This window comes from Bacillus cereus group sp. BfR-BA-01310 (assembly GCF_022664325.1).
Classification (GTDB): Bacteria; Bacillota; Bacilli; order Bacillales; family Bacillaceae_G; genus Bacillus_A; species Bacillus_A paramycoides.
This window is the reverse complement of record NZ_JAKUHD010000034.1, coordinates 1-25,226: the sequence shown is the minus strand read 5'-3', so window position 1 is coordinate 25,226 and position 25,226 is coordinate 1. Positions and strand designations below refer to the sequence as shown.

The following is a 25,226-nucleotide window of genomic DNA, read 5'->3' as shown; positions in this document are numbered from 1 at the left end:
ACTTTTATAACATCTATAAACGATAATAAAATACTACGTGAAAAGACCGCATTTTGTATAAATATATCCCTTAAGTTGATGGGTGTGGGGTCCCACCACATGCCCATCAACCTAAGGTTTTGAAGTATCCCCTAAACGAAATTTTACTTTTCTATAATTAGTTACTTATATGGGTTCAATCTTTTTTTGTTTTAGGGAACAATGAATTTCTTATTTTGATTACGATGTCCATCTAAGTTAAAAACGTAAAAATCAGCTTTATTATAAGGATTGACGAAATAAAATTCATTCTAGGAAGTTTAAATACAATCCCTACTTTTAATACACCAATCTAACAAAAATGTTAAAATATACAAAAAGACTTAAGGAGAAATGTATATGAGAGAAGATTTCAGCAATACAGCATTAATTATAATTGATGTTCAAAAAGCTTTTGAAGAAGAGAAATGGGGTACTAGAAATAACCCTGATGCTGAAGAGAATATCCAAATTCTTTTAAATATGTGGAGAGGAAAAGAATATCCAATTATGCATATTCAGCACTTATCTGACAATGATCAATCCATTTTCCACCCTAGTAAAAAAAGTTCAGATTTTAAAGATATTGTAATTCCAATCAAAGATGAAAAGATTTTTAAGAAGAAAGTAAACAGTGCATTTATAGGAACTGGACTTGAAGAACATTTGAAAGCAAATAAAATAAAAAAAGTCGTAATAGTAGGATTAACAACTCCTCACTGTGTATCAACTACTACTCGAATGAGTGGTAATATGGGATTTGAAACTTACCTAGTATCTGATGCAACAGCTGCATTTGCAATAAAAGGTGCAGACGACACATATTATTCAGCTGAACAAATACATAATGTATCATTAGCAACTTTAGATGATGAGTTTGCCACAGTTTTAACGACTGAAGAATTGATTAATAAGTTGCAGTTAGTTAAAACAATACAGTCGTAAGGTGCTTGTTTTAATTGTATATGATATACACAGTTAGAGGTACCGTCTTACGCCCATCAAACTGAAACGAAAAAAGCGCTATTCTTTCTGTAGAATCATAGGAAAGGATAACGTTTTTTTTGCTTTATGGATAATGAAAAAACTAGATTGATAGGGATTTGTTGTGACCCCTAGTACACCAATTAATCAAAAATAAAATAGTTCTTCAAATTTTTTATCTAGCGCTATACAAAGTACTAACGCTAACTTTGCAGTTGGACAAAATTGCCCTGTTTCAATAGAACTAATTGTTTGCCTAGATACTCCTACCATTTCAGCTAATTCTCCCTGTGATATTTTTTTCTCAGCTCTTGCGACTTTCAAACGATTTTGCAGTACTAATTCATCTTTCAATTATTATCCCTCCAGAAAGAAAGCTATGGCACTTGCAATTGTACCCATTATTGCTAAAATGCTTGCAATAAGAAATTTTTGTGCTTTCAATTTTTTAAACTTATAAAAGCTTGTACTAGCTATATAACCAGAAAAAATTGAAATTAATTCGTAGCTTTTAATACCGTGCATCAATTTCCAAGAACCAAAGAATAGGATTAAAACAAGTACAGCTATTAAGCCGTAACTAGATGAATCTAATTCTATAAACTCTTTACGTTCATCTCTCCCCATTTTTTTGTATTTTCTTAATATCTCTTCTTTTTGCATCATTAGTACCCCCCTTATTAATTATATTATTATTGTACAGTTTTATTATCATTATAACAAGTTAACTTGTCATAATGATAATAAAACTTGTCCTTAATGTGTAGAGAAATAGAATTTGCAAAGATATAAAAATTTCATTATGGGGGTAATTAAGAATCTTAGGTTGATGGATGTGGTGCTACCCCTTATAGTTTTCAATCCCTTCATTTTTAGTATTTGAATGTATACTTTTCTTTTTAAATTTAAGGGTGTTAGAGGATTTGACGTCGGGTCAATGGTTTCAGTTATTTGAAAGTAAACTAATGGCTAAAAGTTTACTTTCGTTTTTAAAAACATTTACAACTAAATTTGTAATAAATTTCTCAATATAGATATACCTGTTAATTATGGTTTTAATATTCGTAATTAACAAAAATTAAAGTATCATAAAAATATGATGGTTATTCCCTTTGTTTACTCCTTGTGCTAAAGATAAGATTGTGTTCCCGATCTTATCTTTTTTCTTTGTAGATTTTTGATACAAAAAAAGGAATCCTTATAATAAGGATTCCGCTGTAGCTGTAGAATAAAGTTTGATTAAAAACACTCCAAAAATCTGTGTATAACAACAAATAAAAATACTCCATTTTGAAAAAGATTAATCAAAATGAAGTATTTTTGTTTGCTTAATTCATTAATTTTTATAAAAAAGTTTGATCATTTCAATGACACTTGTTCACGTTTGACGGAAACAGTAATCCTTTGATTATTTCATACTTGTACATTTGTTGAGGGATAATTTTCATTGAACTAATGCCCTCTTACTTTAATTCGATTCTTATTTGATCTTTCCACTTATTTATGTTTTCGATTGCATTTTTTTCTTTCCCTATATATATATCATTGATTGTCATGGACCAAAATTTAAATGTACGCTGTCTATCCTTATTAGGTACAGGATTTGTTATTTTATCTATATTGCTAACTAATTCACGGTTTCTCTTTAGAATATAAGCTACTTCCCATTCCTTATCGTATGCTTCAGTAAATAATGTAATTAAATATCTATACCCTTCTTCTGTATAATTTGATGGATGTTGTATCATATAACAGGAAACAAGCCAGAAATGTAAAGCATATAATGCTGGATCGTTATGCTCCCAAACAAGCGGAAAACCAAATTGCTCATAACATGAATATCCCTCTATCTCTTTGGCCCCACATTCGACACATCGCCCAAATTTCATTTCTGTATCGTTATTAACCATAATTAATTTCCCTTTCCATAACTTAATTATAACCATATAAATTTTAAGTCATCACGTTACGTAAATGTCAATTAATTGTGTAATCATGGTTCTTATAATTTTCTACTGTTATTTGTAGCTTTAAAATAAAATTCGATTAAAATTCATTTAGAATTCTTCAATCGAAAAGGAATAAAACGATACAACTTTTTTGCAAACGGTATAACTTTCTTTAAAACGGTACATCTTTTTTATAAACAGTACGACTTTATTTCAAAGCTACATCCGCAACAGGAAATAACAAAATATAAATAATAAAAAGAATTACTTATATTATAGTTTATATGTTAATAATATAATATTGAGAAATTTTTACATAAATTCAGTATGTATTATGTAGTGTAAGTAAAGCTAATTTCAAAATTTGATATACTAAAAGAAAAAATTAGGATGATAGGGTTATGCCAACAAAAGAATTCCAAGATACAGTACAACATTTTTCTTCCTTTTTATTAAATAAAGGAAGAAAGCCTTCCACAATTAAACGATATGTTTATGATATTGAAGACTTTGGTCAATGGTTGCAAAAATCTAAAAAACTCCCTCTACATAATATATGGACGACGCTTGATACAAAGGATTATACAGCGTATTTCTATGATTTAAAACAGCAACGAAAGTACTCTGATAAAACAATGCATCGTGTCTATATTGTATTAAATAGACTGTATCAGTATTTAGAACTGCCAAATCCATTAGAAGAGATGAAACTTAGTATCCAACCGAATCGTGCGTTACGTGATGAGGATTTTATCTTGAAAGAGGAAGAAAAAAGGTTACAGTATATTTTAACCTCATTGGACGGATTAACCGAGAGGCAAAGTGCTGTTCGTCCTATACTTCAGGATCGAAACATTTCTATTGTACATTTCCTTCTGAACTATGGACTATCACTACAAGAGCTTGTGGGATTACAAATGAAACATGTTCATTTTGAGAACAATACAATCACAGTTCCAGGAATAACAGGGATAGAAAGAACGATTGTATTAAGTGAAGATGATAAAAAGCGATTATTTGGCTATTACAAAATCATTCCGGAACCTGTTCGTCCCAAATATCATAGTACTGACCCACTATTTGTGGCATTTGATTATAATCGAAATACATTTCGTTGGGTATATGAAAATGATGCACCAAAAGCTTTAACGGAAATTGCTGTTCAAAAAATGATCCGACTTGAAGTGGCAAGGGCTAACTTACGTAAAGGAATTTCAGCACAGCATTTACGTAATACTTTCATTCTAAGTTTAATTAGAAAGCAATTATCAGAAGATAAAATTATAAAACAAGTAGGCTTTAAATCTAAAGTTTCGTTAAAAAGATACTATGATTACATCAATCAAAAATAACGGAGTCAGATATTTTTCAAATTCAGTTAACCGAAAAGAAATAATAGAAAAATGAAGGGGAATGTTGCAATGAATAAAGGAGATGCTATTTTACGGTTACTCATGGAAATGAAACTGGAACTAAAAGAAGTAAAAGAACAAGTGGAACAAATGCAAACATCACTGAAAAATATAGAAAAGCAAAATCAAAAAAGAGAAGTTCCTTCAACTGCCACTAAGAAAAAACAGGATTGGAAATATCCGTCCAAAATGGGATAGCACGCACATTTTAACGTTTTTATACGCTAAGGGATTCTTAAAACTCCATCTCCTCCAAAATATAAAGCATCCACTATGTGAACAATTCATGTTATTATGGTTAAGCTGTATTAATTCAGATTGATATGTAGGTGGAACGAATGGGAAATGAAGAACCTAAACAAGAATACGATCTAAGCAAAATATACACATACAAAGAGTTCCCTGATAAAATTAGCGGTCGCTGTGATAATTGCGGCAATACCTCATTCAAAAGTTCCGTTAAAGATTTCATCTTTTTAAGAGAATGTCGTCAATGCGGTATGAAGAAAATCATATAGTGTTGCTTTATAATAAAGTTTGATCAAATTGATACTAATAACCTTGATAAACGATCATAGAAAGAGCGTGTTTTGAAAAAAGATTGATCAAAACACGCTCTTAATATTTTCAGTTGGTTCATTCTTTTATAAAAAGTTTGACTAAAATGTTTCGGGAAAATAAAATATTAGACTTAATCCGTTGGTTTTATGCGGGTTCTTGATTTATTAATACGTCACCTTCTGAAAAATAAGTATTAAACTGAATTTAATTTAAAAACCATATCGGCAGTTGGAACGAAAAATAAAGTCCTAGACTGCCGCTGTGACTTGATTAAACTATCTTTCCATATTCAATCTTCAAGTACCTCTACTCAAATCTTTTTTGAGTACATGGCATCAGAATAATGCTTATGAAATCGTCGAATACCACCAAAAAATTCAAAAGTTACGTATCCAACATATCCCAGTCATCACCCAGAACCCAGCGTAATGCCGAGAGCTTTCCGTTAATCATTCCCCACTCAAAGTCATCCCAGGGACCTAGGCTATCTAAACCGAATCTTTCCTCCACCTTCGCCGCTGCTCTAAGTGCCCCTTCCCAAATGTTACGTTGAATCGGTCGAGTTGCATGATCATTAATGGGATAGGTCTCCTTCTCGACAATTTGAATAATTCCTGCCTCAATTTTTTCTCTTGAAATCTGATGACGATTGTACCAAACTTTGGTAACAAGTTCATCAATAGCTTCAACGATTTCAGTCAGTCTCCTCGGTTCTTCAACCCAATTATGTTCAATTATTAGATCATCAAATTGTTCTGGTTGAATGTATTGTAGTGCTTCACTTAAGGTTATAAAATAAAGTGACTTTGCCGGTGAAAAACATGCTCCAATATCCGGGTGCGGTAATTTTTTACTTGCTTTCGGGTGGCTAAAATCATTAGTGTTATGCGAGATAAAGGCAAACCGATTTCCAGCCGCCTCTTCTTCTCTGATCACATCTGTATAAACCTCAATCAGAATCGCATCGTCAATTCCATTACGTTGTCTGTGAAAGGGAGCACGTTTATCGATAGCTCGCTGTGCTGCACGGATTTTCACTGAATCTGAAATCTCAATTATAGGAGTGCTATTGAATAACTGTTCTATCCGACTAACCATGTCAACTGCAGCCTCACCCAACATAGGAAGACGATGATCAACGTCGTTAAGCTGAGCTAGCACAATATTTTTTTGCTGTGGATCGCCAAATTTATCCACTGCTTCTTTTACTCGTTTCAAAGTACTAGACATACTGCGGCTACTCTGCTCGATAACACGCTCTTTGTTACGATCGAATTCATCAATAACTATTCGCGGCAGAATTAGCTCTATATCTCCCTGTTGAATTAATTCTTCAAGAACAGCCAAAGTCGCTTGCTGTTGGTAATCCTTTGCTATATCAAGCCAAACACAAGTGTCAATAAGAATCTTAAACAAGTACTCACGACTCCTTTCAATAAGTAGATGTTAGTGTTTAGTCGAGGCTTATGCATAAGCTTCAAAAATTCTGCACTTAACAGCCCATTAGTTACAGGAGCTGCCCTCTTCAGTCTACAACAATATTTTCTTAGTCTAATACTTAATTTTTCCAGTCTAGTGTAGTTTTAAAATAAAGTTTGATAAAAAACATCTACTATAAAACGTATAAAAAATTTTGGAATAGCAACACCTATACGTTATTATTCTCCTTTTTTATAGAAATGGTTCGAATCACAGGCAATAACCCATCCAATAATTATTTATGTTAAAGAAAATATCTTATAAGATATTTAGTTTCTTTTAAAGATCTATTGTAGGTTATTTAAACTGAAAAACAAAAAGAACTTGTAGGAATCTACAAGTTCTTTTTAGTTTTGGGTGAATATACGGGACAATCAAACTATCATCATAGAAACTACAGGGGTAATGCTTTGACAAGTATATTATATAACAAATATTAACATCTATAGATTTTGATTTTGAAAATTATGTGAATTAACAAAACAAAACGGTTTATCACTTTCTCTTCCTAAAAAATCCATTTAGTTATTTTGTATAAATAACTTTAAATTAATATCTACATCATAATTAATTAGTGAAAATATAAGTATAAGTAAATAGAGAAGAATATAGTATTCTTACAGAAAGACCTATATTTATATTTAGGATTAATTAACTATAAGAAAATGAATTTCATGTTATCGATACATATAATTCTTAAATAGACGCAAACCACTGACAAGAGAATCCTTATAACAAGACAAGGATTCTGCAAAAGGAAAGAACAACTTAGTAAAGGCGTACCACCCACATTGTAAAGAAAATATACGCTAAGCAAAAAATACAATAAGCTGTCCATATGGACAGCTTATTTACATAAAATCCGTTATCAGGGGTCTAATTCTTGTCTAAATATATAAATATGCAATATTGCATATAAGAATGTATTGATAAAAATGTAAGCGCTTACTATAATAAAAGCATAAAGATAAATCACATCTTGGCATCAACAACAGAGGAGGAAATAATATGACAATCGCAATGGCAGTTTTAAAATTTGTAGGTGCAGCACTTCCATTAGTTCAAGAACTTTTAAAAGCATTTATGTAAGTTCATTATTTAGCAATTATTTATAAAATTATCATACAAATGATCTGTATATCGAAAATAAATTGATGTGCAGATCATTTGTGTGAGCAAAGTCCCTTTAACATTATTAAGGGACTTTTTTAAATTTCTACATACTTGAGGTTCCGTCACATCAACATCAAGTTAAAAGCACTTTTAAAACATTAAAAAGTGCTTTTAATTTATTATAAATACGAATGTAAACTTTTAAATATTAGTTTACATTCAAATTGCCGAAAACATTGACTTTTCACCAATTCCCCTCATATCCTCAATTTATATAACAAAAGTATACATTCAAAATACCAAAAATAAAAACGTTTCAAGAATCATCTCCTATTCATGAATCAAGTAACAACTATGGATATATTCGGGATGTTTTTATAATATAATTCGTCAAACTCTTGCTATTACTTCAAGAAATGCAGTCGATAAAGGAAAAATAATCCTATTGTTTTACAATTGAAAGCAATACTTTTTCAAGTTCTTTTTGGGATAGTATACTACTATTAATATATACTTGATACGCACTTTTCCCTTCTTTTTCTGGAACAACTAGTTTCATTCCTTTTATCTTACCAGATCGATATTTTCCAAAGCTAATGGAATATCCTTCAAGGGTATAATCAGTTACTGTATCAAAAGTGAATTTTTTACTATTGGTAAAAGGACCTATTTCATCTACGATATAGTCGTGATTAGTAGTCTCAATGTCAGATTGCACGATTGTGAATCCTTGTTCAGCAGTAGATTTTGTTTTATCCGATTCACTATTTTTATATCTCATTACCACAACCGGTTTAGGTGTCCCTACTGTGGCTTGTGCTTTAGCCATTGTTTCTTCTAATACATACCCTGCAGGGAGATACGTAGGACGCTTAATTGGAAAAACGGCCAATTTTTGTGCTTCTTCTAAAGTGTAAGTGAAACTGGCGTTTATCTTTTCTTGATACACGTTTAATTCTGACGTGATTTTTTCCGCTTTTTTGTGCTCTTCTGGCGTAAGGGAATTGTATCGATCCATGTCCGTGTGTCGTTCTCCATTTTCTACAACACTAATTCTCTTCATATAATTGAAATCTTCTTTTAATAAAGCTGTATAACGTTCCAACTCTTCTTTTGTAAAGATTTGTTTCGCCACTTCAAGACTTTTGTTCAAGCTTTCATATCCTTCTTTAGAAGTACCCGTCTTTTGTTTTGCTTCCTCAGAAGTACCAATTATTTTCTCTAATAATGATGGTAAATTAGGACCTGCAAAAACCCCTGTAGGCACAAGAACCGCGGCTGCAACTATAGCTGTTATGAACCGTTTTTTCATATAAGTTCTCCTTTTCATTTTTTCTTGTCTATATGCTTGAAAAGAAGCTGATACCCTTGTTTGTAATTCTTTCGAAGGTTGCATATTTTTTGCTGCTTTCTTCAAGTCATTATGTAATTGTTTTTCAAAATCCATTAGCTTGGTTCTCCTTTCCAATCGGCAAATTCTCCATCTCTTTTCGTAATTTCTTTAATGCTGTATATAATCGAGATTTTACCGTACCAAGAGGGATTCCAATGAGCAATGTAATCTCATCCAAGCTGTATTCATGAAAATACCGCATAATCACCACTTCACGATGCTTGTACGATAATTTGTTTACTAATTCCAATAACTCACTACGTGTTTCCATATGCAGAACCCCTTCATCTGTTATATAAAAAGGTTCCTGTCGAAATGCCTTTTTCCGCTCTAAAATACGAAATCTACGCCAAGCCTTCCTTCTCCAGTCTTTTACTTGACATACAATCAGACCGTGCAGCCAAAATCGAAACGAACGATTATAATCGTAATTCGATAGTGATTTCCACATATGAATGTACACTTCATTCACAATATCATCTATGTCTTGCTTATCGACTATAAGAAATGCTACAGTTCGATATACATCTTTACAAGTAGCGTCATAAATGTATTGAAAGGCTTTTTGGTCACCGGTAACCATTTGTTGAAGCCATTTCTTTAATTCAATTTCATTCACTCTAAGGGCCCCCTCTATTTCCTGCAAAACAGCTTTCATATCTATATTCGCTCGATAGTTAAAAAAAGTTCATTTTTATTAAAAATATTTTCTGAATTTCATATATAACATATATATGATGAATACTTCACTCATTTGAAGTTACCATAACTCCACTTATCAGTAGTCACTGTATCTAGAAAAACCCCCTTCAATTTACTTGCTGAAGGGGGTTCGTATTTACATAATTATCGTTAGCGGAAGTCATTTACTTCATAAAGGGAAAGTTGATTTCTAACAAATAAAAAAAGTTCGTCATTTGACGAACTTTTTTTATTTGTTGTTCCAATCCTTTGATAATAAGCTATAAGTAATCAAGTCTTCATAATGGTCATACAGCCATTGTCCTTCCCTTTTGATACCTTCTTTAACAAAACCTAATCTTTCAGGAATAGCTATACTCTTATGATTATTAACGGCACATTGAATCTCCACTCTATTGATATTCATGGTTCCAAAAAGATAGTTTAACAATGATGACACAGACCTTGTGATAATACCTTGACCTTGGGCTTCTTCAGATAGAAAATAACCGATACTCGTTGAATTATTTTTCCAATCAATATAATGAAGCCCTACCATACCAACTAATTTTCCATTATACCTAATGCCCACATCAAAACCGTTGTTGTCTGCGTAATTTCTTATCCAGATAGGAATTATGGATTCAAAATCTTCCGCTGATTTTCTTTTATCGACCCATAATAGCCATTTTCTAAGATGTTCACGATTTGTATCAATTAGTTCATACAATTCTTCCTTATGGTGTTGCTGTAATAATTCAATAGATATTTCTTCATCTATTCTAAATGAAAACAATATTATTCCCCCTTATCTATTTTTAAAATTATACCATGAATTTTCAGAAAATTAAGGACTTAGTGATTTCACTTTTTTAAGTAGGGGTATCACCAGTAAGGACCATCTTGTGCAAATTTGGATGAATAGGATATTCATGCTCGGTTAACATAACGCATTATTATCGGTAGCAAGGAAAAGGAGGAACCCTACTCTCTCAAGGGAACCTCCTTTTTTCGTTCTATGGACCTATGCATTTTTTTATACATTCCTATTATGGCGCGGTTTTAGGTTTCTCGTTTGTTGTTGGATCAACCAAAAAACTGTATTAAATCTTGCATGCTCTTAGCGTGGGTTTTTTCAAAAATGCTGGCGATACCCCCTGCTCATCAAGCTAAGATTTTAAGACACTCCCATAACGAGAATTTTACCTTTTTACAGTTATTTATGAGAATTCGGCTCATTTTTTTCGTTTTGGGGAACAATCAATTTCTTAAGTTGATAGCGATGGAGCGGGACCCCTTATACAAGAAATACCCTATAGAATAGACTTGTTTTAATGTGTCTATTTTATAGGGTATATTTTATGATTCACTTATTTTTTTTCACCCATTGCTTCTTCTAATGTTAGGTGATTTTGATATAAGTATGTAGCATATGGATTGCCAACGTAGCGAAGATGCCATGGTTCATATGCATATTCTGTCGTATCTGTCTTATCCTCTAAATAACGAATAACGAAGCCAAATTCATGGGCGTGTGCTGCTACCCACTTTCCTTCTTCTGTTTCTCCAAAGATAGGATCTAATTTATATTCTGCAGATTCTGAACTAATATCCATTGTAAGTCCTGCTTGATGTTCACTCGTTCCAGGAACTGCACTAACTGAATCAGCCTTGGCTTTCCCTTGACGTTTGATATACGTATTATGTAAGGATTGTTGTCGTTTATATGAACGATAACCTGATACAGCTGTAAGCTCTAGACCTTGCTCTTTTGCAGATTGGAACATTTTTTCAAGAGCAGTGGCAACATCTTTACAAAGTAATGTTTTTTCTTTATCTTTTGGAGATGTAAATGGAACGTTTGGTTTAGTTAAATCTTTTGGTATATAGCCATCTGGTAATTTACGATGTTTATTTACCAATACAAGGGGTGAATCTGGATTTGTAACAAGAAGAAAGTTCCCACCTATATTTTTTGCTGTATCTGCTGCTTTCGGAAAGGCGGGAATCTCTTCTTTTGGATGTTCATCATGTTTTTGTGTTTCAACACCTTTCACTTCATTGTGTAGAGGAGATTTCGAACCAAAATAAGCGAAGGATGTGATACCGATTCCAATCATAGCGGCTGAAATAATAAATATTTTTTTCATAAATCTGGGTAATTCCAGTCCTTTCTTATAATTTATTTTTCCATTATAAATTTAGTTATTTGAAAAAGAAGTATAAAGTGGGTGTGCTCATTTTTAAAGATATCAAATATTTTAAGAGTTTTTTCGTTTATATGGGGTAACCACAGGGTTGCTGCTTTAGTCCATCACATTATTAACATAAGATAGAATTCAATTAATGAGCTATAAGGGCTCCAAGGACCGGTTTTAGGAATAAGCGTAAAGTAACCTCCGATTGTCTTGTAGCTTTCTATCATATACCCATTACCTTTATTGATTGAACTAATCCAAAACACTTTACTCTTAGGTTGGGTTTATATATCCTAATTCTTTTAAAAGCTTTTTATAGAATTTGAGAAAACAAGTGGATTACACACAAAGATAATACATGTAATTAATAGAATAATCGTTATAACTATTAATATCCCATTTCCGCTATATAACTTTTTCATAGCACTCACCTCTATTTTTTCAATCATACATGGGGTCCTGTCAACCAAATGACATAAAATCCACTCCAAGATATTTTTTGGAAGTTAGAAAACCTATTTTCCTACGTTAAGGGGAGGGGGCTGCAACGATTCCTTCTTTTTTGAGCCACTTACAAAACTAAAACAAGAAGCTACGTGTTGCTTTAAAATAATATTTGATCAAATTGCTACTAATAACCTTGATAAACGAATATAGAAAAAAGTGTATTTTGTAAAAAAGATGTATTAAAACATGCTCTAATTATTTTTTATTGACTCATTCTTTTATAAAAAAGTTTGATCATTTCCTACTTATGTTGCTCCACAATCTTGCCGTTTGTTTAAGTGCAGTTCTTCACAAAATCTAGGAAGTAACCACCATACAATAAAGAAGATACTCACCATCCAAAAAGCTGAGGTTCCCACTATCCTCCAAACTATGGATTGGATAGCTGAACTTTGAGGGATCTTACTTTTCACATTTCTTGTTATAAAAGCAAGAATAACAAATCTGATTATGATGAACCCAACAGCTATCCAAGATAATAAATCCACTTTAACTTCTATGACTACCTCTAAAAAGGAAGAACAAAAAATTGAAGGAAGAAAACAAGCAACTAGAGAACAGCTGAAAGTAACTTATACAGATGTTTACAAAAAGTTATGGCATACCTCATATATAACGGACGACCGTCGGGTATGTGATCATGAATAAGTCGGTTTAAGATAGAGTGTACCCTACCAAAAAATAAGGCCTGTGACCCGCAGTTCCAGTAGGGAACATAGAGATTCACAGGCCAAGTGCATTTTTTACACATGGTGGTGCCCGTCAGGTCTTGAAGGTTTTGGACTGTCACAATACTCCAACTTGGGGAATATTGAACTGTGCATTACCAAAATTGAAATTATTACAATACCTTCCATCCTCTTTATAACATAATGAAAATCTACTTTTAGCCCAATCCCACTCCGCGCTCTCCTGCAGGGAAGATCTGAAATTGCTCTACTTTCTGGAGATCTTTATTGACAACTAATGTCCATTCTTCTCCATTGCAGTTATAATAGAAAACATATCCGTCAGCTTTTTTACCCGACTTTGCATTTTCCTCAATGCTTTCCTTCTCTACAAACTCATAATCTGCATTATTGAATAAATTATTATCTGTAACAAATTTATTTGCTATATCTTTCGCTGAATCATAAGAAAAGTTTTGATAATCTTTATTTTTAGGATCCTCTGGAAAACTTGCTAAGCGTAGTATCCTATTAGTTTTTTTATCTATTATAGCATCATATACCATAGTCCTACTTTTATCGAGCCACGCTACAGCAATAGTTTGCGACTCTGGAATATCTGTTGCCTCAAATTTTAAACCTTTACTATTCTCTATTACATCTAGATTAAAATACTTTGTAAAAGCATCTAGTGCTACTTTTTTATAGGTTTCACCTTGCTCACTTACTTGTGTAGTACTTGACTCCGTCATTACTTCGTTTTTTTGTACTGTATTTTTTGATACTTGTGCAAAAGTTAAAGCACCACCACTAATACTTAATGCTCCAATTAAACCTAATGCAATGATTCCTTTTTTCTTCATGAAATTTTTCCTCCTTTAATTTGTTTGCTACAGTTAGAATAATACATCCTACCCTTATAGAAATAATCTACGAATTGTAACATAGTTGTAAAATCATAAGGCAGCAAACAAAATGCCAGGAACTTTCATTACGAATTCAAGGTAAATGTTATTCTTATAATTGTACCCTTATTTAGTTGGCTTTCCATTTCTAATTCAATTTCATGGATTTTTGCTATTTCAGAACATATTGTAAGTCCTAATCCAACTCCATTATTAGCTCTAGTTCTTGATTTATCAGCCATATAAAAGGCTTCAAACACTTTAGGTAAATCTTCTTCTGAAATTCCTATACCTTCATCTTTTATTTCAAGCATAGTTTTATTTTCTTTATTTTTATATACATGTAAATATATATTGCTACCTTCTTTTGAAGCCTTAATAGAATTATCAATAAAATTACAAATGAAATTTCTAATTAAATCGCTTTCGACAACTACCTCATAATCTTCACCACTAATCATCAAGTGGATACTTTTACTCTCTAATCTGGGCTTTAATATATCTTTTATATCAAATAATATATCTCCTATATTTTCTTTTTTCATTTTAAATTTTTCTCTTTCAAGCAACATTAAATCCATCATTTTCCCTGATAATTCCTCTAATCTTTTTCCTTCTTTAAATATATGGTTTAGCCCTTCTAGAAATATTTGTTCATTATATGCAGTTAAGCGAAGAAAATCTGCATAGCCAATTATGGAAGTTAAGGGTGTTTTTAATTCATGAGTTAAATTATCTATGAACCTTTGTTTTTCTGCAGCTTTCATTTCTAGTTCACTGATTTTTTGTTCAACAGCAGCTGCCATTTCATTAAAATTTTCTGCTAAAATACCTATTTCATCTTTAGAATCAATCTCTACTCTTTTTGAGTAATTCCCCCTTGATACTATTTGGGTTATATTTATTAGCTTCTCTATAGGCCTTGTAATATACCTACTTAACATATACATGCCAATAGCTAAAATTATAGTTATACTTATTGATAATCGAATATAAAAATTATATTGTTCTTTTTTATCTTCATAAATATATGTTACATCACGAACATATGAAAACTTCAAATCTTCTCCATTTATATTTATTAAACTAGTTACAAATAATAATGTTTTATTTTCTACATCTCTTATAATGTATTGTCTTTTATCGTGAGATGCATTTGTTAACTCTTCTCTATCTTGTGAAACCTTAAAATCTAGGTTACTAAAAACTACATCATTATTTTTGTCTACTATCTCTAAATAATTATTCTTTGAATTTAATTTTTCTAAATATTTTTTTATAACTTCTTTATAATCAGCGCTAACTCTATTTTCAGATCCAAAATATAAGTAATTATTTGAAATCATATTATAATAACTAATTCCTGTCGAAATATTTCTATGTTCATCTAATGACCTATCAATCTCTCTTTTTAAGCTTAAGTTATGACTATTTTGTATTAAGCAAACAGCGCCGAAATTAAATATTACTAAAAATAACAATGATGAATATATGGATATTTTATGCCAAAATTTCATTTAAGTCTCCCATCTGTACCCGACCTTATGAACCGTTCTAATTTTCTCATCTAAATCAAGTTTTTTTCTAATCCTTTGAATATGCATATCCACAGTTCTAGTTTCTCCTAGGTAATCATATCCCCAAATCTTTTCTAAAATTCTTTCCCTAGATAAAGCAATTCCTTTATTTTGTATTAAAAGACATAACAGCTCAAATTCTTTTAGAGTTAAATCAATACTATTGCCATCTTTTTTCACAATCATTTCTTCTATATATATTTCTAAATTCCCGAAACGTATGGCGTTATTTTTTTTATTGTAACGTCTTAAAACTGTTTCAACTCTTGCTAAAAGTTCTATAGACTCAAAGGGTTTTCCTATATAATCATCTGCTCCCATTTTAAGACCCTTAACCTTATCCGTAATGGATGATTTGGCTGATAAAAAAATTACAGGTATGTCCTTATGCTTTATTTTATCTAGTATGCTAAACCCGTCTATTTCTGGAAGCATAACGTCTAAAAGTATTAAATCAAATTGTTCCGTTTCTATTAATTCTAAAGCGTTTCTTCCATTGTAAACCTGGGTGGTTTCATAATTTACCATTTTCAAATTTAGGTTTATTAAATCTGAAATAGTTGGCTCATCTTCTACAATTAATATTTTTTCTGCTTTCATCTGTTCACTCTCCCAAAAAATAATACTTATCGTACAAATCCCCCAAAAGGGATAAATAATACATTAGACTTCCATCACAGTTAGTATTTAATTTGCCAAATTGCTGTTTGTTCAACTACCTAGCCCATCTTACCAAATAAATATGATCCATTTCCAGTTCATATTGTTACCAAACCAAATATTGTTTTATAATGTTGTTGAGGAAAGATGGAAAGAAAATTCAACATAAAATTAAATGTAGATTATTGATTGGGGACTCTGATTTTTATTAAGCAATACGATATGTGAAATTTTACTTTCTTTATTAAAAAAGCCCCCATAGATCATAAATCTACGAGAGCTGCCTAAGGGTATTCCACATTCGACTTGGTTCTATTGTAGCAAGCTTTCACCAAATAGGGCTCACCTTATCGAAAAAAGAAAATTGTACGTTACGACACATTTTAGACACATTTAAGTCAATACCCTGTACGCTAAGGGTAAAATAGACCAAATTAGGCGTTGCAAAAATTAACATATATGCAACACTTATCTTGGGGTTGATTTTTATAGCGCCACAACGTTGCATATATTATGTTGCAAATTAAATCTCGAAAATGATACAATATTTGTAGCGAAATAGAAAAATAGATTTATGCAACGTTAGGAGAACAAAAAATGAATTACGCATATATTCGAGTGTCCACTCCACAACAAGACTATACATTTCAGAAGCAAGAAATACTTACATATTGTGAAGTTAACAAAATTGAATTATTGGAAGACTGTATTTTTGAAGAAAAGCAAAGCGGAAAAAATATGGAGAGAGAACAATTCCAAATTCTTATGCAACAACTACATCCAGGTGACACGCTTATTGTCTATAAATTAGATCGTTTAGGAAGAAATCTTTCTGATATGATCCGTACTCATGAAAAACTGATCAAAAATGATATTGGAGTCATTACTATTAATGATAACATTGATACGCGGAAGAAAGATGACATGACTACGAAAGTAATGGTTACAATCTTATCTTTATTTGCTGATATTGAACGAAACTATATACTGGAGCGAACACAGGCTGGCCGTATGAAATATGTAGAAAATGGCGGGAAACTGGGAAGAACTCCTAAAATCAATAAGTCTAAAACTGATTTGATACTTGAGTTACTTGATCAGGGAAAAACAAAACAGGAGATTGCTGATTTTCTAAATGTTGACAGAACTACTATTTATCGCACATTAAAACGAAATGGTTATTAGGCAATTCATTGATAACGATTGGCATCTATACTTCTATAGAATATATTTATTTCTAAAAAAATTTAAGTTCTTCCTTAAAGACCTTATCACAACAAAAGGAGCTAAATCATAGATTTCAGCTCCTTTTATTTGCAAATTATTTAATTATAAGGGCTACGATTGATAAAATAACAAGCAGAATTCCACCTAAGAATTGTCCTAATCCAGAGGCCTCTCCAAGAATCAACAAATTGAAAAGATTTTTTCTTGTTTGGTTTTTTCCTACGAATGCATCATCTTTTTTCAGTCTATATACGCCCCATAAGATTAATACCAATCCAAAAACGGTTCTGGTGCAAAGATAAAATGAAAACCAGTAAAACAAGTGAAGTTCATTCATCAACTATTTGGGATTGCTGCTTAAGACTAGAGTCCACTAGGAAACTTTTCGCATCTTTATGTCTTTCCTAAGTATTTGCACCAGAACCAAAAATATATTGTACTTTATTTTTGTTCCTTAACCTTAATTTTCGCATCTTTATAGAATGCTAGTTTTCCTTCGTTATACTCTTTTGTATATCCATTAAATTTCTCTTTTTCTTTTTGTATTTCTTCCGTTAATTTATTTACCTCTTTCACTTTCTCACTGATTTCTTTTAATTTTGTTTCTTTTACTTTTAACTTTGCATACAGCTCTTTTTCAATCGCCATTGATTTCACATAGTTTTCATTCATTTTTTGAAAAGCATCATAACGATTTTTATAAGCTTCTTCTACTTTTTTCGCTTGTTTTTGTATTTGCTTATCTTCAATTTTCTCTACATTACTTTGAACCGATTTCGTTTCTTTCTGTGCTTCCTCTAATGCATCTTTTTCACTCTTTAATACTTTTTCACGCTCTGCTACATTTGCAACTACTTGATCTAGTTTTTGTACAACAGCTTCATTATGCTCTTTTCCCTCTTTTATAATTTGAGTATATAGTTCTTGTCCTTGTTTTTCTAGGGTCTCTAATTTTTTCGCATCTTCAAACAACGATTTCTCTTGTTTAGCCGCATTTTCAAATGCAACAAATAGATTTTCTTCTGGTTTTTCACCAAAACAACCTGATAATAATCCTACTGATAGTACTCCAACTAATGCTACTTTTCTATAACTCAACTTCTTTTCCTCCTATGTTACATACGTTTGTCATGCCAGAAGTTCAATGAGAAGTGATCCTCTTCGTGATACGCTTCAAATTCATATCCTTTTTCTTTTAACCCTTTTATAATTGCTGGTACTGCTGCAACAGATTGTGGATGAATATCATGCATTAAAATAACCTCTTTGGGATTTGTTGCACCTGTAATTACACTTTCAGCAATTTTTGCTGCTGCAGCATCCACCGGCATTTTACCATATGTCCAGTCTTCAGTATCTATCGTCCAATCCCAAACTCTTAAACCACTTTCTACAACCTTATTACGAAGTGCTTCATTTAAACCCGGCATAGAACCATATGGAGGACGTGTTAGTTTTGGAGATTCACCAATAATATTTGCTATTAACCCCTGATCTTCTTTCATTTCATTGACATACTCGCCATTTGTATATAACTTCTTGAAATTGTGTGTCATACTATGCATACCTACATAGTGCCCTTCTGCTTTTTCACGTTTTACTAAATCAGGATACTGCTTTACATTTGCACCAATTAAGAAAAATGTTGCTTTCGCATCATTTTGTTTTAATATATTTAACAATTCAGCTGTATATTTTCCTGGCCCATCATCAAATGTAAGATAGGCAATTTTCCTCATTTGACCATTAAATTGAACTGGTTCAGCCTTATTCATCTCCACTTTCGACTGTTCACCTACAAGCTGTACCGCATTTACTTGATTGGCTACTGCTCTAGCCGGTGAAATAATTGATTGCAACATAAAATACCCAATTGCGATTGCAATAATAGCCACTATTGTAACTATAATGCTTTTTACATTAAATACATTTCTCATTCTATTAAACCCCTTATCGTTTAAAATCTATATATATATAAGTTAAAATCAATTATTCATATAGTTGCTTTTATAATGCAACTATATGAATCTTTTTTTCATCTGCCTTTGGCGTTAACTGCCAAACTGCCTCATTGAGTATATGGTGTAAATTTTCACTTCTCTTAGAATTTCACACATGAAAGAGTATAATTTATATGTGTGAAAAAATCGTTACAGAAAAGTTACAACTCAAATTCTATAAGTGAGATAGGAAAATTATATTTGTTTTTCATATTTTGCATATTTTTCTATTTTAATCTACTACATAGCTTTATAGATTCTATTACAAAGGTTAATTTAGCACAAATAGACACTTACAGCAAAATGAATAATCGGGTAAAAGAAGGAATACTTTTGTATTTCAAAGAATTTTATACTTATTAAATATTTAATAAGTATGATTTAAATGTGGATAGAACCACCATTTATCGCTCATTAAAACGAAATGGTTATTAAGCAATTTATTAATAACCAGCATCATCTATTCTTCTATAGAATAGATCTATTTCTAAAAAAATTTAAGTTCTTGCTTAAAGACTTTATCACAACAAAAGGAGCTAAACTATAGGTATTAGCTCCTCTTATTTGAGAATTATTTAATTATAAAGGATACGATTACTAAAATAACAATCAGAATTCCACCTAATAATTGTCCTAGTCCAGAAGCCTCTCCAAAAATAAACAAATTGAAAATATTTTTTCTTGTTTGAGTTTTTCCTACGAATGCATCATCTTTTTTCATTCTATATACGCCCCATAAGATTAATACCAATCCAAAAACAATACCGAATAATTTTAAAGCCATTATATTTACCTCCATTTATTATGTATATATTGAATTTTTTCAATCATTTTATAGTTATTGTTACAACTACGAACAACACTTTCTTATCATTTTTAAAAATTCATTATCATATTTCATGATTTTATTATTACATTTAAACGCTAAATCAACTATCTACTAACCTTACATAACAATGACATTTCTGTAAGGTTAGTAAAACAAACAAGCTATCTACAAAAGCCTTTGTTTCTTGTTGTAGACACATATATTAAAAAACACTTTATCTTTCTCATTTCATTATGTGTTTTTACAAGTGAGAAAGATAAAGTATTTTAACAACAGGCTACTTAGAATATTAACTCATAAACCTTATGAACTTATATTTTTTATTCAATCTAAGTGTTTTTTGCAAAATAAAAGTGCAGAGAATTGCAGCGAAGTTTCCTGCATGCAACTTTACTTGGAGAAGAGGGCATGATAGCCTTGGTTGGCGATCCAGCCCTTGATACAGCTGGGTTCTTGGCGGACGAGTCATGCCCTCAGAGGCTCCATGTCAAGTTGCTGACCTCTGCACTTTACGTTGCAATTCTCTGTATTTTTTGCCTGCTGAAAACAAATCTAAGGAAATCTTGCAACAAACATGCAATTGTGATGATTGCCATTAGACCATTCACTGTAAGAGCTATCACAATCGATAATTCCGTGGTAGGTGATAACATAATATATAGTGAAACAATAGATGCAATAAAAGGAACCACTTTTCTTGTTCTTGTTATGCAAAATTCATTACTGTCTTTTAGTTGGGGCATGATTCTACCTATCATTAACAAGAAAGGACTGGTGGCTAAGATACCTAACCAACCAAAAACACTTTCAATAAACCAAGGAAAAAGTGGCAGAGCTGAAGAAAATATAAATAGGTTCAGTATTAAAAGAAATAATTGTATGAGAGATAATCTTATATGTATTAATTTCATTTTGTTACACCTCAGGGAAATATATATAAATAAAACGGGTCATATGATGGACATAAATTCCATAATATGACCCGTTTTCACACATAGAACTTCACTCTTTATAAGAGATAAAGCTATACGTTTCTCCATTCTTTAACAGTAATACGTCCCGTGTCGTCAGTTTCAATATACTCCTCCCGCGGCTTACCACCATTAGCAGAACTTGTAATACCTGTGTACCCCTTGAAGTTTCGCTTAGTTGCACCGTTTTCATCAGTGTAATACTTACCATACCAATTAGGCCACAATGTTCCATAACTTAAATATTCACCTTTGTCGGCGAAGTAATATAATGTTCCATCTATTTCTTGAAGACCGCCTACCCTTTCACCTTTATCGTTCAGATAGTATTTACCATATTCACCACCATCGTCACCCCATCCTGTAGGTAAAACTTCTCCATTTTGATTAAAGTAATATTTTTTCCCATCAATGGTTTCATTAGCATCGAAAATGATATTTTTCCCATCTTTGAAATAATATTTTTTTCCATCAATTATTTTCCAACCAGTATAAGTAGTGCCATCTTCTAAACTATAATAGTAGATTACATCTTTCTCCGTGTCACCAGGGTAGAGAGGAATCGTTTTCTTTTTACTAGTCAATCCTGGTTTTCTAATTGAACCATCGCGCTCAAATACTACTTGTTTTCCATCAATAGTAATCGTGTCAGGAGTACCTAGTGATTTTATAACTCTCTCTAGTACACCTTTGTCAGAAAATTGAAGAATCATATCTGGATTTTTTAGACTGAGTTGATTTGTAGTAACCTTGTAATCTTGGAAATAATAAAGTTCACCATCGATTTCTTGTAGACCTTCTTCAATAATTACTCCAGATGCATCAACATAGAATCGGCCGCCGTCAGAACCTTCTATCCATTTTGATCGTTGTAAAGCACAGTCATCATCGAAGCTGTAGAACTTACCATCAATCTTTTTTCCACCTGCTGAGGCTCGGATACCATCTTCACTAAAATGATACGTCTTACCATCAATTTCCTGCCAACCTTTTAATAATACCCCGTCAGAACCTGCATAAAGATAATTATAGCTTTGTTTTATCCAACTGTTCTCTATCAAATCTCCAGAGGAATCGTATGCACGTCCATCTTCTACTGTTATACTTTCATAGTTCTTTCTCTCATTTTCTTTACCTGGATACCAATCAATCAACCAATGATTCCATTTATCTCTTGACGTGCGAGCTGTGAATTTTCCAGCTGTATTAATATCGGTAGTAGTCCACGCTGGTGCACTTCTACCACTTCTAGGAACGTATATATATTCCCCTTTATTATTTTGTAAAGAAAACTGCCCATTTTCTCGATTAACAAGAGTCCATATTTCATCAGAACCAATATTTTCTGACTGAGTATAAACCCACTGACTGCGATCTCCTAATTTTTTAGATGTAAGATACCTTACGTTTCCATTAAAGACAGATGTTATAAAGACCTTATCAGATCCTTTTTTAACCGGCGTAATTGTAAAATCAGTCCCTCCATTTGGGTCCCAATTACCTTCTTCATGAATATAATCCCCTGCTTGTAAGTTCAAGCCATCATTTATAATTTTTGTAGAAATAGTTGAATATTCCCCTGCTTTACGTTCTGTGAGGATATCGAGTATACGTTTCTGCATATCTTCGCGAACTGATTGATTATTTTGTGCAGAATCAACCATTTCTTCTTTACTTACCGGCTGTGAAGTAATTGTTGCTAGCATTCGTTTATCTTCTGGTAATTTACTGAATAGATCTTCGTTTACATAACGAAGATCACGCACACCAGAAGAAAGATAATATCCTGGGAATTCTTGTCGTTCAAATCTATCCGCTAAAACATTTTTACCACCGCTATTGTCGCTTTTTAGATAATAGGTTTTAAAATTCGTAAGTGAAACACCCGTATTTCCTTCATCTAATTGTTTTTGTGTAATATACAAAGTATCATGTTTAGATAGATCTGGTTCATCAGGATTTAAGTCTACGATTGTACCAGCATCCTTAATACGAATTTGTTCTCCATGTTTGATTGTTTTATATTCAACTTTCCCATTTACATAAGCAATTTTAACCTTCTTGCTAAAATCTTTATTTTTATAGTAATCAAATGTACTAATACCAAATTCACCCTTTTTAAAAGTAGGGGCTTTGTAAGCAACATTTTCAAGACGAGCGGCATAACTGTTTTGTGCATCTATTTTTTCTAACCATTTTCCAAATGGCTCTGCAAGAAACGCATCATATATTTTTCCAAATGTTGTAACAATTGTTCCAAACGTATCAACATCTGCTTGCACCTTATTTTCCGTTAATGGACTTGCTAATGGGCTAGCACTGAATAAAATCCCCATTGCAATTCCTACAGGGAGGACTTTTGGGATCCTTTTTTTATACTTTTCATTCATAACGTCATTCCTCACTTTATATTTGTGTTTTTTTCTACTTATTAAACTGAATGTAATGTTCCGGAAGTTCATCATAATTTAAATACCTTTCAAATTTCTTGCATAAATGTTACAAAAGTCTTTCATGAAATTACAAAAAAATAAGACTTCTTTTGAACTTCTCAATATCGTAAATGAATTTTGATCTCTTTCATTCCTTAACAAAGAGGGCGTTACCAAACGACAACTTATGTATGTTCAGATAAATATATAGAATTAAGTTATTGAACAAAAGGAAAGAAAAAGGAATGAAGGTTGGATATGTTCGAGTATCTACAATTGATCAAAATTTAGACTTACAAATTGATGCTTTGAAATCTTATGGATGTGATAAAATATTTCAAGATAAATTGAGTGGGGTTAAAGATAAAAGACCAGGTTTAGAGGAGGCGCTTCAATATGTACGCCCTGGTGATTCTTTGGTAGTTTGGCGATTGGATGGCTTAGGTCGTAAGACTGTTAATGAATTGAATGAACGAGGGATTGGTTTTTATAGTGTTCATGAAAATATTACAATGGATCGTTCAAGTGCTACTGGTCAACTAATGTTTCATTTGTTTGCTTCCTTTGCGGAATTTGAACGTAACTTGATTCGTGAACGAACGGAAGCTGGTAGAGTTGCTGCACGAGCAAGGGGGCGATTTGGCGGTAGACCAGAAAAACTAAAAGACAAGGAAATAGAAATGATACAAACTCTTGTCGCTAATAAAACTCCTATTAGGCGTACCGCCAACATTTTAACGAAAATATACGCTAAGCAAAGTTAGACATGAGAAAACGTTGATTTTACTACTCTAAGCGATATCACCAGTAGGTATTTGAGACAAATGCACTTCAATGTAAAAGGTGCTGAAAAGAGCTTAAATAGTGTCTCAAAACTCATCTTTAAATCAAATTCTCAATTCAACTCGTGTTATGGAGTTTTGAGAATCCCTTAGCGTATAAAAATGTTAAAATGTGCGTGCTATCCCAGGCATAAAAAATAAATGTAGACTATTGATTTTGTTTTTTATTAAATATTACGATACGTGAAATTATAATATTAAGTCTAAAAAAGCCCCTTGAAAGGAGCCTCTTATTTTTTAAGGTATTGTTCTATTTCTTTTATTAATAACTCTGCACCTTCTGGACTTAATGCTATCTTACCATTTGCTAATGATATGTTACGATTTGACACTTCTCCTGTTAATGCACAAACACCACCAGGCTGATATTTCTGTAAAACAATGTCTTCACCTTCTACAAAAATCTCTAATGGTGATTTTTCTTTAATACCAATCGTATTTCTAAGTTCTTTTGGTATTACTACACGCCCTAATTCATCTACTTTTCTAGTCACTCCGGTTGCTTTCATCTAGCATCTTTCCCCATCTCATTATCAATTTGTACCCAAGTTATTCTTAACTATTGTAACAGGCTTTCACCATACACAAGAAACATAATGATCCAAAAACTGACGATCATAACAAGAATTTCTTTACACCTTTGCTGAAAGGAAATACGACCTTCTCTCATTCTACATGCCCCTTTTCTGTATAACTTTTTATATGTTAAAATATATGGGAAAGAAATCCGCCAATTTCTTTCCTAGACGGTCACTCATGACTTTGCTCTTTGTTTGCTTTTGCAAATGAAGAGCTTTTATTTTGCATACTTATACTTGCT

General features: G+C 32.0%; 24 protein-coding genes. 7 read left to right on the top strand and 17 right to left on the bottom strand.

Annotated features, from left to right (window positions below; genetic code table 11):
• Nucleotides 1-378: 378 nt before the first annotated feature.
• Entirely contained in the window at nucleotides 379-963 is a 585-nt protein-coding gene (locus tag MR109_RS27440) for a cysteine hydrolase family protein (protein WP_242274591.1), read from the top strand.
• A gap of 186 nt (nucleotides 964-1,149) precedes the next feature.
• Here the strand turns inward: MR109_RS27440 and MR109_RS27435 are convergent, their stop codons facing one another.
• The 3 genes from MR109_RS27435 to MR109_RS27425 form a co-directional block, all read right to left on the bottom strand.
• Nucleotides 1,150-1,356, bottom strand: a complete 207-nt coding sequence (locus MR109_RS27435) for a helix-turn-helix transcriptional regulator (RefSeq protein WP_000651002.1) — start codon at nucleotides 1,354-1,356, stop codon at nucleotides 1,150-1,152.
• Between the two features lie 3 nt (nucleotides 1,357-1,359).
• The gene (locus MR109_RS27430) at nucleotides 1,360-1,665 is read right to left on the bottom strand and encodes a DUF6442 family protein (protein ID WP_098308664.1); all 306 of its coding nucleotides are present in this window, start codon (nucleotides 1,663-1,665) and stop codon (nucleotides 1,360-1,362) included.
• 800 nt (nucleotides 1,666-2,465) lie between these two features.
• A complete protein-coding gene (locus MR109_RS27425) occupies nucleotides 2,466-2,912 on the bottom strand; it encodes a DUF5946 family protein (protein ID WP_242274590.1) in 447 nt (148 codons plus the stop codon).
• A 440-nt stretch (nucleotides 2,913-3,352) separates the two neighbouring features.
• Here MR109_RS27425 and MR109_RS27420 point away from each other — a divergent pair, with 440 nt between their 5' ends.
• The 3 genes from MR109_RS27420 (at nucleotide 3,353) to MR109_RS27410 (ending at nucleotide 4,881) form a co-directional block, all read left to right on the top strand.
• On the top strand, nucleotides 3,353-4,303 hold the full coding sequence (locus tag MR109_RS27420; RefSeq protein WP_242274589.1) for a tyrosine-type recombinase/integrase: 951 nt from the start codon (nucleotides 3,353-3,355) through the stop codon (nucleotides 4,301-4,303).
• A gap of 69 nt (nucleotides 4,304-4,372) precedes the next feature.
• The gene (locus MR109_RS27415; protein ID WP_105588025.1) at nucleotides 4,373-4,561 is read left to right on the top strand and encodes a hypothetical protein; all 189 of its coding nucleotides are present in this window, start codon (nucleotides 4,373-4,375) and stop codon (nucleotides 4,559-4,561) included.
• Between the two features lie 140 nt (nucleotides 4,562-4,701).
• On the top strand, nucleotides 4,702-4,881 hold the full coding sequence (locus tag MR109_RS27410; protein ID WP_105588026.1) for a DUF8096 family protein: 180 nt from the start codon (nucleotides 4,702-4,704) through the stop codon (nucleotides 4,879-4,881).
• A gap of 427 nt (nucleotides 4,882-5,308) precedes the next feature.
• Here the strand turns inward: MR109_RS27410 and MR109_RS27405 are convergent, their stop codons facing one another.
• From MR109_RS27405 to MR109_RS27370, 8 genes are all read right to left on the bottom strand, one after another.
• Complete coding sequence (locus MR109_RS27405) at nucleotides 5,309-6,340, bottom strand: PIN domain-containing protein (RefSeq protein WP_242274588.1); 1,032 nt, start codon at nucleotides 6,338-6,340, stop codon at nucleotides 5,309-5,311.
• Nucleotides 6,341-7,958: 1,618 nt separating this feature from the next.
• The gene (locus MR109_RS27400; protein ID WP_242274587.1) at nucleotides 7,959-8,963 is read right to left on the bottom strand and encodes a hypothetical protein; all 1,005 of its coding nucleotides are present in this window, start codon (nucleotides 8,961-8,963) and stop codon (nucleotides 7,959-7,961) included.
• Nucleotides 8,953-9,528, bottom strand: coding sequence for a sigma-70 family RNA polymerase sigma factor (locus MR109_RS27395; protein ID WP_001002328.1), 576 nt, complete (start codon nucleotides 9,526-9,528; stop codon nucleotides 8,953-8,955). The genes MR109_RS27400 and MR109_RS27395 overlap by 11 nt, the downstream gene beginning before the upstream one ends.
• Before the next feature lie 312 nt (nucleotides 9,529-9,840).
• Complete coding sequence (locus tag MR109_RS27390) at nucleotides 9,841-10,386, bottom strand: GNAT family N-acetyltransferase (RefSeq protein WP_242274586.1); 546 nt, start codon at nucleotides 10,384-10,386, stop codon at nucleotides 9,841-9,843.
• Nucleotides 10,387-10,960: 574 nt separating this feature from the next.
• A complete protein-coding gene (locus tag MR109_RS27385; protein WP_242274585.1) occupies nucleotides 10,961-11,740 on the bottom strand; it encodes a M15 family metallopeptidase in 780 nt (259 codons plus the stop codon).
• A 1,441-nt stretch (nucleotides 11,741-13,181) separates the two neighbouring features.
• The gene (locus MR109_RS27380; protein ID WP_242274584.1) at nucleotides 13,182-13,826 is read right to left on the bottom strand and encodes a hypothetical protein; all 645 of its coding nucleotides are present in this window, start codon (nucleotides 13,824-13,826) and stop codon (nucleotides 13,182-13,184) included.
• A gap of 128 nt (nucleotides 13,827-13,954) precedes the next feature.
• On the bottom strand, nucleotides 13,955-15,385 hold the full coding sequence (locus MR109_RS27375; RefSeq protein WP_242274583.1) for a sensor histidine kinase: 1,431 nt from the start codon (nucleotides 15,383-15,385) through the stop codon (nucleotides 13,955-13,957).
• Nucleotides 15,386-16,045 carry a response regulator transcription factor gene (locus MR109_RS27370; protein ID WP_242274582.1) on the bottom strand — a complete coding sequence of 220 codons (660 nt, stop codon included), beginning with the start codon at nucleotides 16,043-16,045 and terminating at the stop codon, nucleotides 15,386-15,388.
• Between the two features lie 657 nt (nucleotides 16,046-16,702).
• Here MR109_RS27370 and MR109_RS27365 point away from each other — a divergent pair.
• Complete coding sequence (locus MR109_RS27365) at nucleotides 16,703-17,290, top strand: recombinase family protein (RefSeq protein ID WP_242274581.1); 588 nt, start codon at nucleotides 16,703-16,705, stop codon at nucleotides 17,288-17,290.
• Between the two features lie 136 nt (nucleotides 17,291-17,426).
• On the opposite strand, the gene MR109_RS27360 is transcribed toward MR109_RS27365, so the two are convergent.
• The 4 genes from MR109_RS27360 to MR109_RS27345 all read right to left on the bottom strand — a co-directional run bounded on the left by MR109_RS27360 (nucleotide 17,427) and on the right by MR109_RS27345 (nucleotide 20,116).
• Complete coding sequence (locus MR109_RS27360) at nucleotides 17,427-17,654, bottom strand: hypothetical protein (RefSeq protein ID WP_242274593.1); 228 nt, start codon at nucleotides 17,652-17,654, stop codon at nucleotides 17,427-17,429.
• Between the two features lie 119 nt (nucleotides 17,655-17,773).
• Nucleotides 17,774-18,430 (bottom strand): YkyA family protein, encoded by a 657-nt coding sequence (locus tag MR109_RS27355; protein ID WP_242274580.1) that lies wholly within the window; start codon nucleotides 18,428-18,430, stop codon nucleotides 17,774-17,776.
• A gap of 17 nt (nucleotides 18,431-18,447) precedes the next feature.
• On the bottom strand, nucleotides 18,448-19,269 hold the full coding sequence (locus tag MR109_RS27350) for a peptidoglycan-N-acetylglucosamine deacetylase (protein ID WP_242274579.1): 822 nt from the start codon (nucleotides 19,267-19,269) through the stop codon (nucleotides 18,448-18,450).
• 634 nt (nucleotides 19,270-19,903) lie between these two features.
• Nucleotides 19,904-20,116 (bottom strand): hypothetical protein, encoded by a 213-nt coding sequence (locus MR109_RS27345; protein WP_242274578.1) that lies wholly within the window; start codon nucleotides 20,114-20,116, stop codon nucleotides 19,904-19,906.
• 453 nt (nucleotides 20,117-20,569) lie between these two features.
• Here MR109_RS27345 and MR109_RS27340 point away from each other — a divergent pair, with 453 nt between their 5' ends.
• On the top strand, nucleotides 20,570-21,142 hold the full coding sequence (locus MR109_RS27340; protein WP_242274577.1) for a hypothetical protein: 573 nt from the start codon (nucleotides 20,570-20,572) through the stop codon (nucleotides 21,140-21,142).
• Between the two features lie 43 nt (nucleotides 21,143-21,185).
• On the opposite strand, the gene MR109_RS27335 is transcribed toward MR109_RS27340, so the two are convergent.
• Nucleotides 21,186-23,522, bottom strand: coding sequence for an N-acetylmuramoyl-L-alanine amidase family protein (locus MR109_RS27335; protein WP_242274576.1), 2,337 nt, complete (start codon nucleotides 23,520-23,522; stop codon nucleotides 21,186-21,188).
• A 287-nt stretch (nucleotides 23,523-23,809) separates the two neighbouring features.
• On the opposite strand from MR109_RS27335, the gene MR109_RS27330 reads away from it, so the two are divergent.
• Nucleotides 23,810-24,328 (top strand): recombinase family protein, encoded by a 519-nt coding sequence (locus tag MR109_RS27330; protein ID WP_242274592.1) that lies wholly within the window; start codon nucleotides 23,810-23,812, stop codon nucleotides 24,326-24,328.
• A gap of 308 nt (nucleotides 24,329-24,636) precedes the next feature.
• Here MR109_RS27330 and MR109_RS27325 read toward each other — a convergent pair whose 3' ends face one another.
• Complete coding sequence (locus tag MR109_RS27325) at nucleotides 24,637-24,915, bottom strand: AbrB/MazE/SpoVT family DNA-binding domain-containing protein (RefSeq protein ID WP_242274575.1); 279 nt, start codon at nucleotides 24,913-24,915, stop codon at nucleotides 24,637-24,639.
• Between the last annotated feature and the right edge of the window lie 311 nt (nucleotides 24,916-25,226).

Bases quoted from the DNA above. Each gene is read 5' to 3' on its own strand.
- MR109_RS27440 (WP_242274591.1), top strand. From the start codon at position 379: ATGAGAGAAGATTTCAGCAATACAGCATTAATTATAATTGATGTTCAA.
- MR109_RS27430 (WP_098308664.1), bottom strand. From the start codon at position 1,665: ATGCAAAAAGAAGAGATATTAAGAAAATACAAAAAAATGGGGAGAGAT.
- MR109_RS27425 (WP_242274590.1), bottom strand. From the start codon at position 2,912: ATGGTTAATAACGATACAGAAATGAAATTTGGGCGATGTGTCGAATGT.
- MR109_RS27420 (WP_242274589.1), top strand. From the start codon at position 3,353: ATGCCAACAAAAGAATTCCAAGATACAGTACAACATTTTTCTTCCTTT.
- MR109_RS27415 (WP_105588025.1), top strand. From the start codon at position 4,373: ATGAATAAAGGAGATGCTATTTTACGGTTACTCATGGAAATGAAACTG.
- MR109_RS27410 (WP_105588026.1), top strand. From the start codon at position 4,702: ATGGGAAATGAAGAACCTAAACAAGAATACGATCTAAGCAAAATATAC.
- MR109_RS27400 (WP_242274587.1), bottom strand. From the start codon at position 8,963: ATGGATTTTGAAAAACAATTACATAATGACTTGAAGAAAGCAGCAAAA.
- MR109_RS27385 (WP_242274585.1), bottom strand. From the start codon at position 11,740: ATGAAAAAAATATTTATTATTTCAGCCGCTATGATTGGAATCGGTATC.
- MR109_RS27380 (WP_242274584.1), bottom strand. From the start codon at position 13,826: ATGAAGAAAAAAGGAATCATTGCATTAGGTTTAATTGGAGCATTAAGT.
- MR109_RS27375 (WP_242274583.1), bottom strand. From the start codon at position 15,385: ATGAAATTTTGGCATAAAATATCCATATATTCATCATTGTTATTTTTA.
- MR109_RS27370 (WP_242274582.1), bottom strand. From the start codon at position 16,045: ATGAAAGCAGAAAAAATATTAATTGTAGAAGATGAGCCAACTATTTCA.
- MR109_RS27365 (WP_242274581.1), top strand. From the start codon at position 16,703: ATGAATTACGCATATATTCGAGTGTCCACTCCACAACAAGACTATACA.
- MR109_RS27350 (WP_242274579.1), bottom strand. From the start codon at position 19,269: ATGAGAAATGTATTTAATGTAAAAAGCATTATAGTTACAATAGTGGCT.
- MR109_RS27345 (WP_242274578.1), bottom strand. From the start codon at position 20,116: ATGGCTTTAAAATTATTCGGTATTGTTTTTGGATTGGTATTAATCTTA.
- MR109_RS27340 (WP_242274577.1), top strand. From the start codon at position 20,570: ATGATAGCCTTGGTTGGCGATCCAGCCCTTGATACAGCTGGGTTCTTG.
- MR109_RS27335 (WP_242274576.1), bottom strand. From the start codon at position 23,522: ATGAATGAAAAGTATAAAAAAAGGATCCCAAAAGTCCTCCCTGTAGGA.
- MR109_RS27330 (WP_242274592.1), top strand. From the start codon at position 23,810: ATGAAGGTTGGATATGTTCGAGTATCTACAATTGATCAAAATTTAGAC.
- MR109_RS27325 (WP_242274575.1), bottom strand. From the start codon at position 24,915: ATGAAAGCAACCGGAGTGACTAGAAAAGTAGATGAATTAGGGCGTGTA.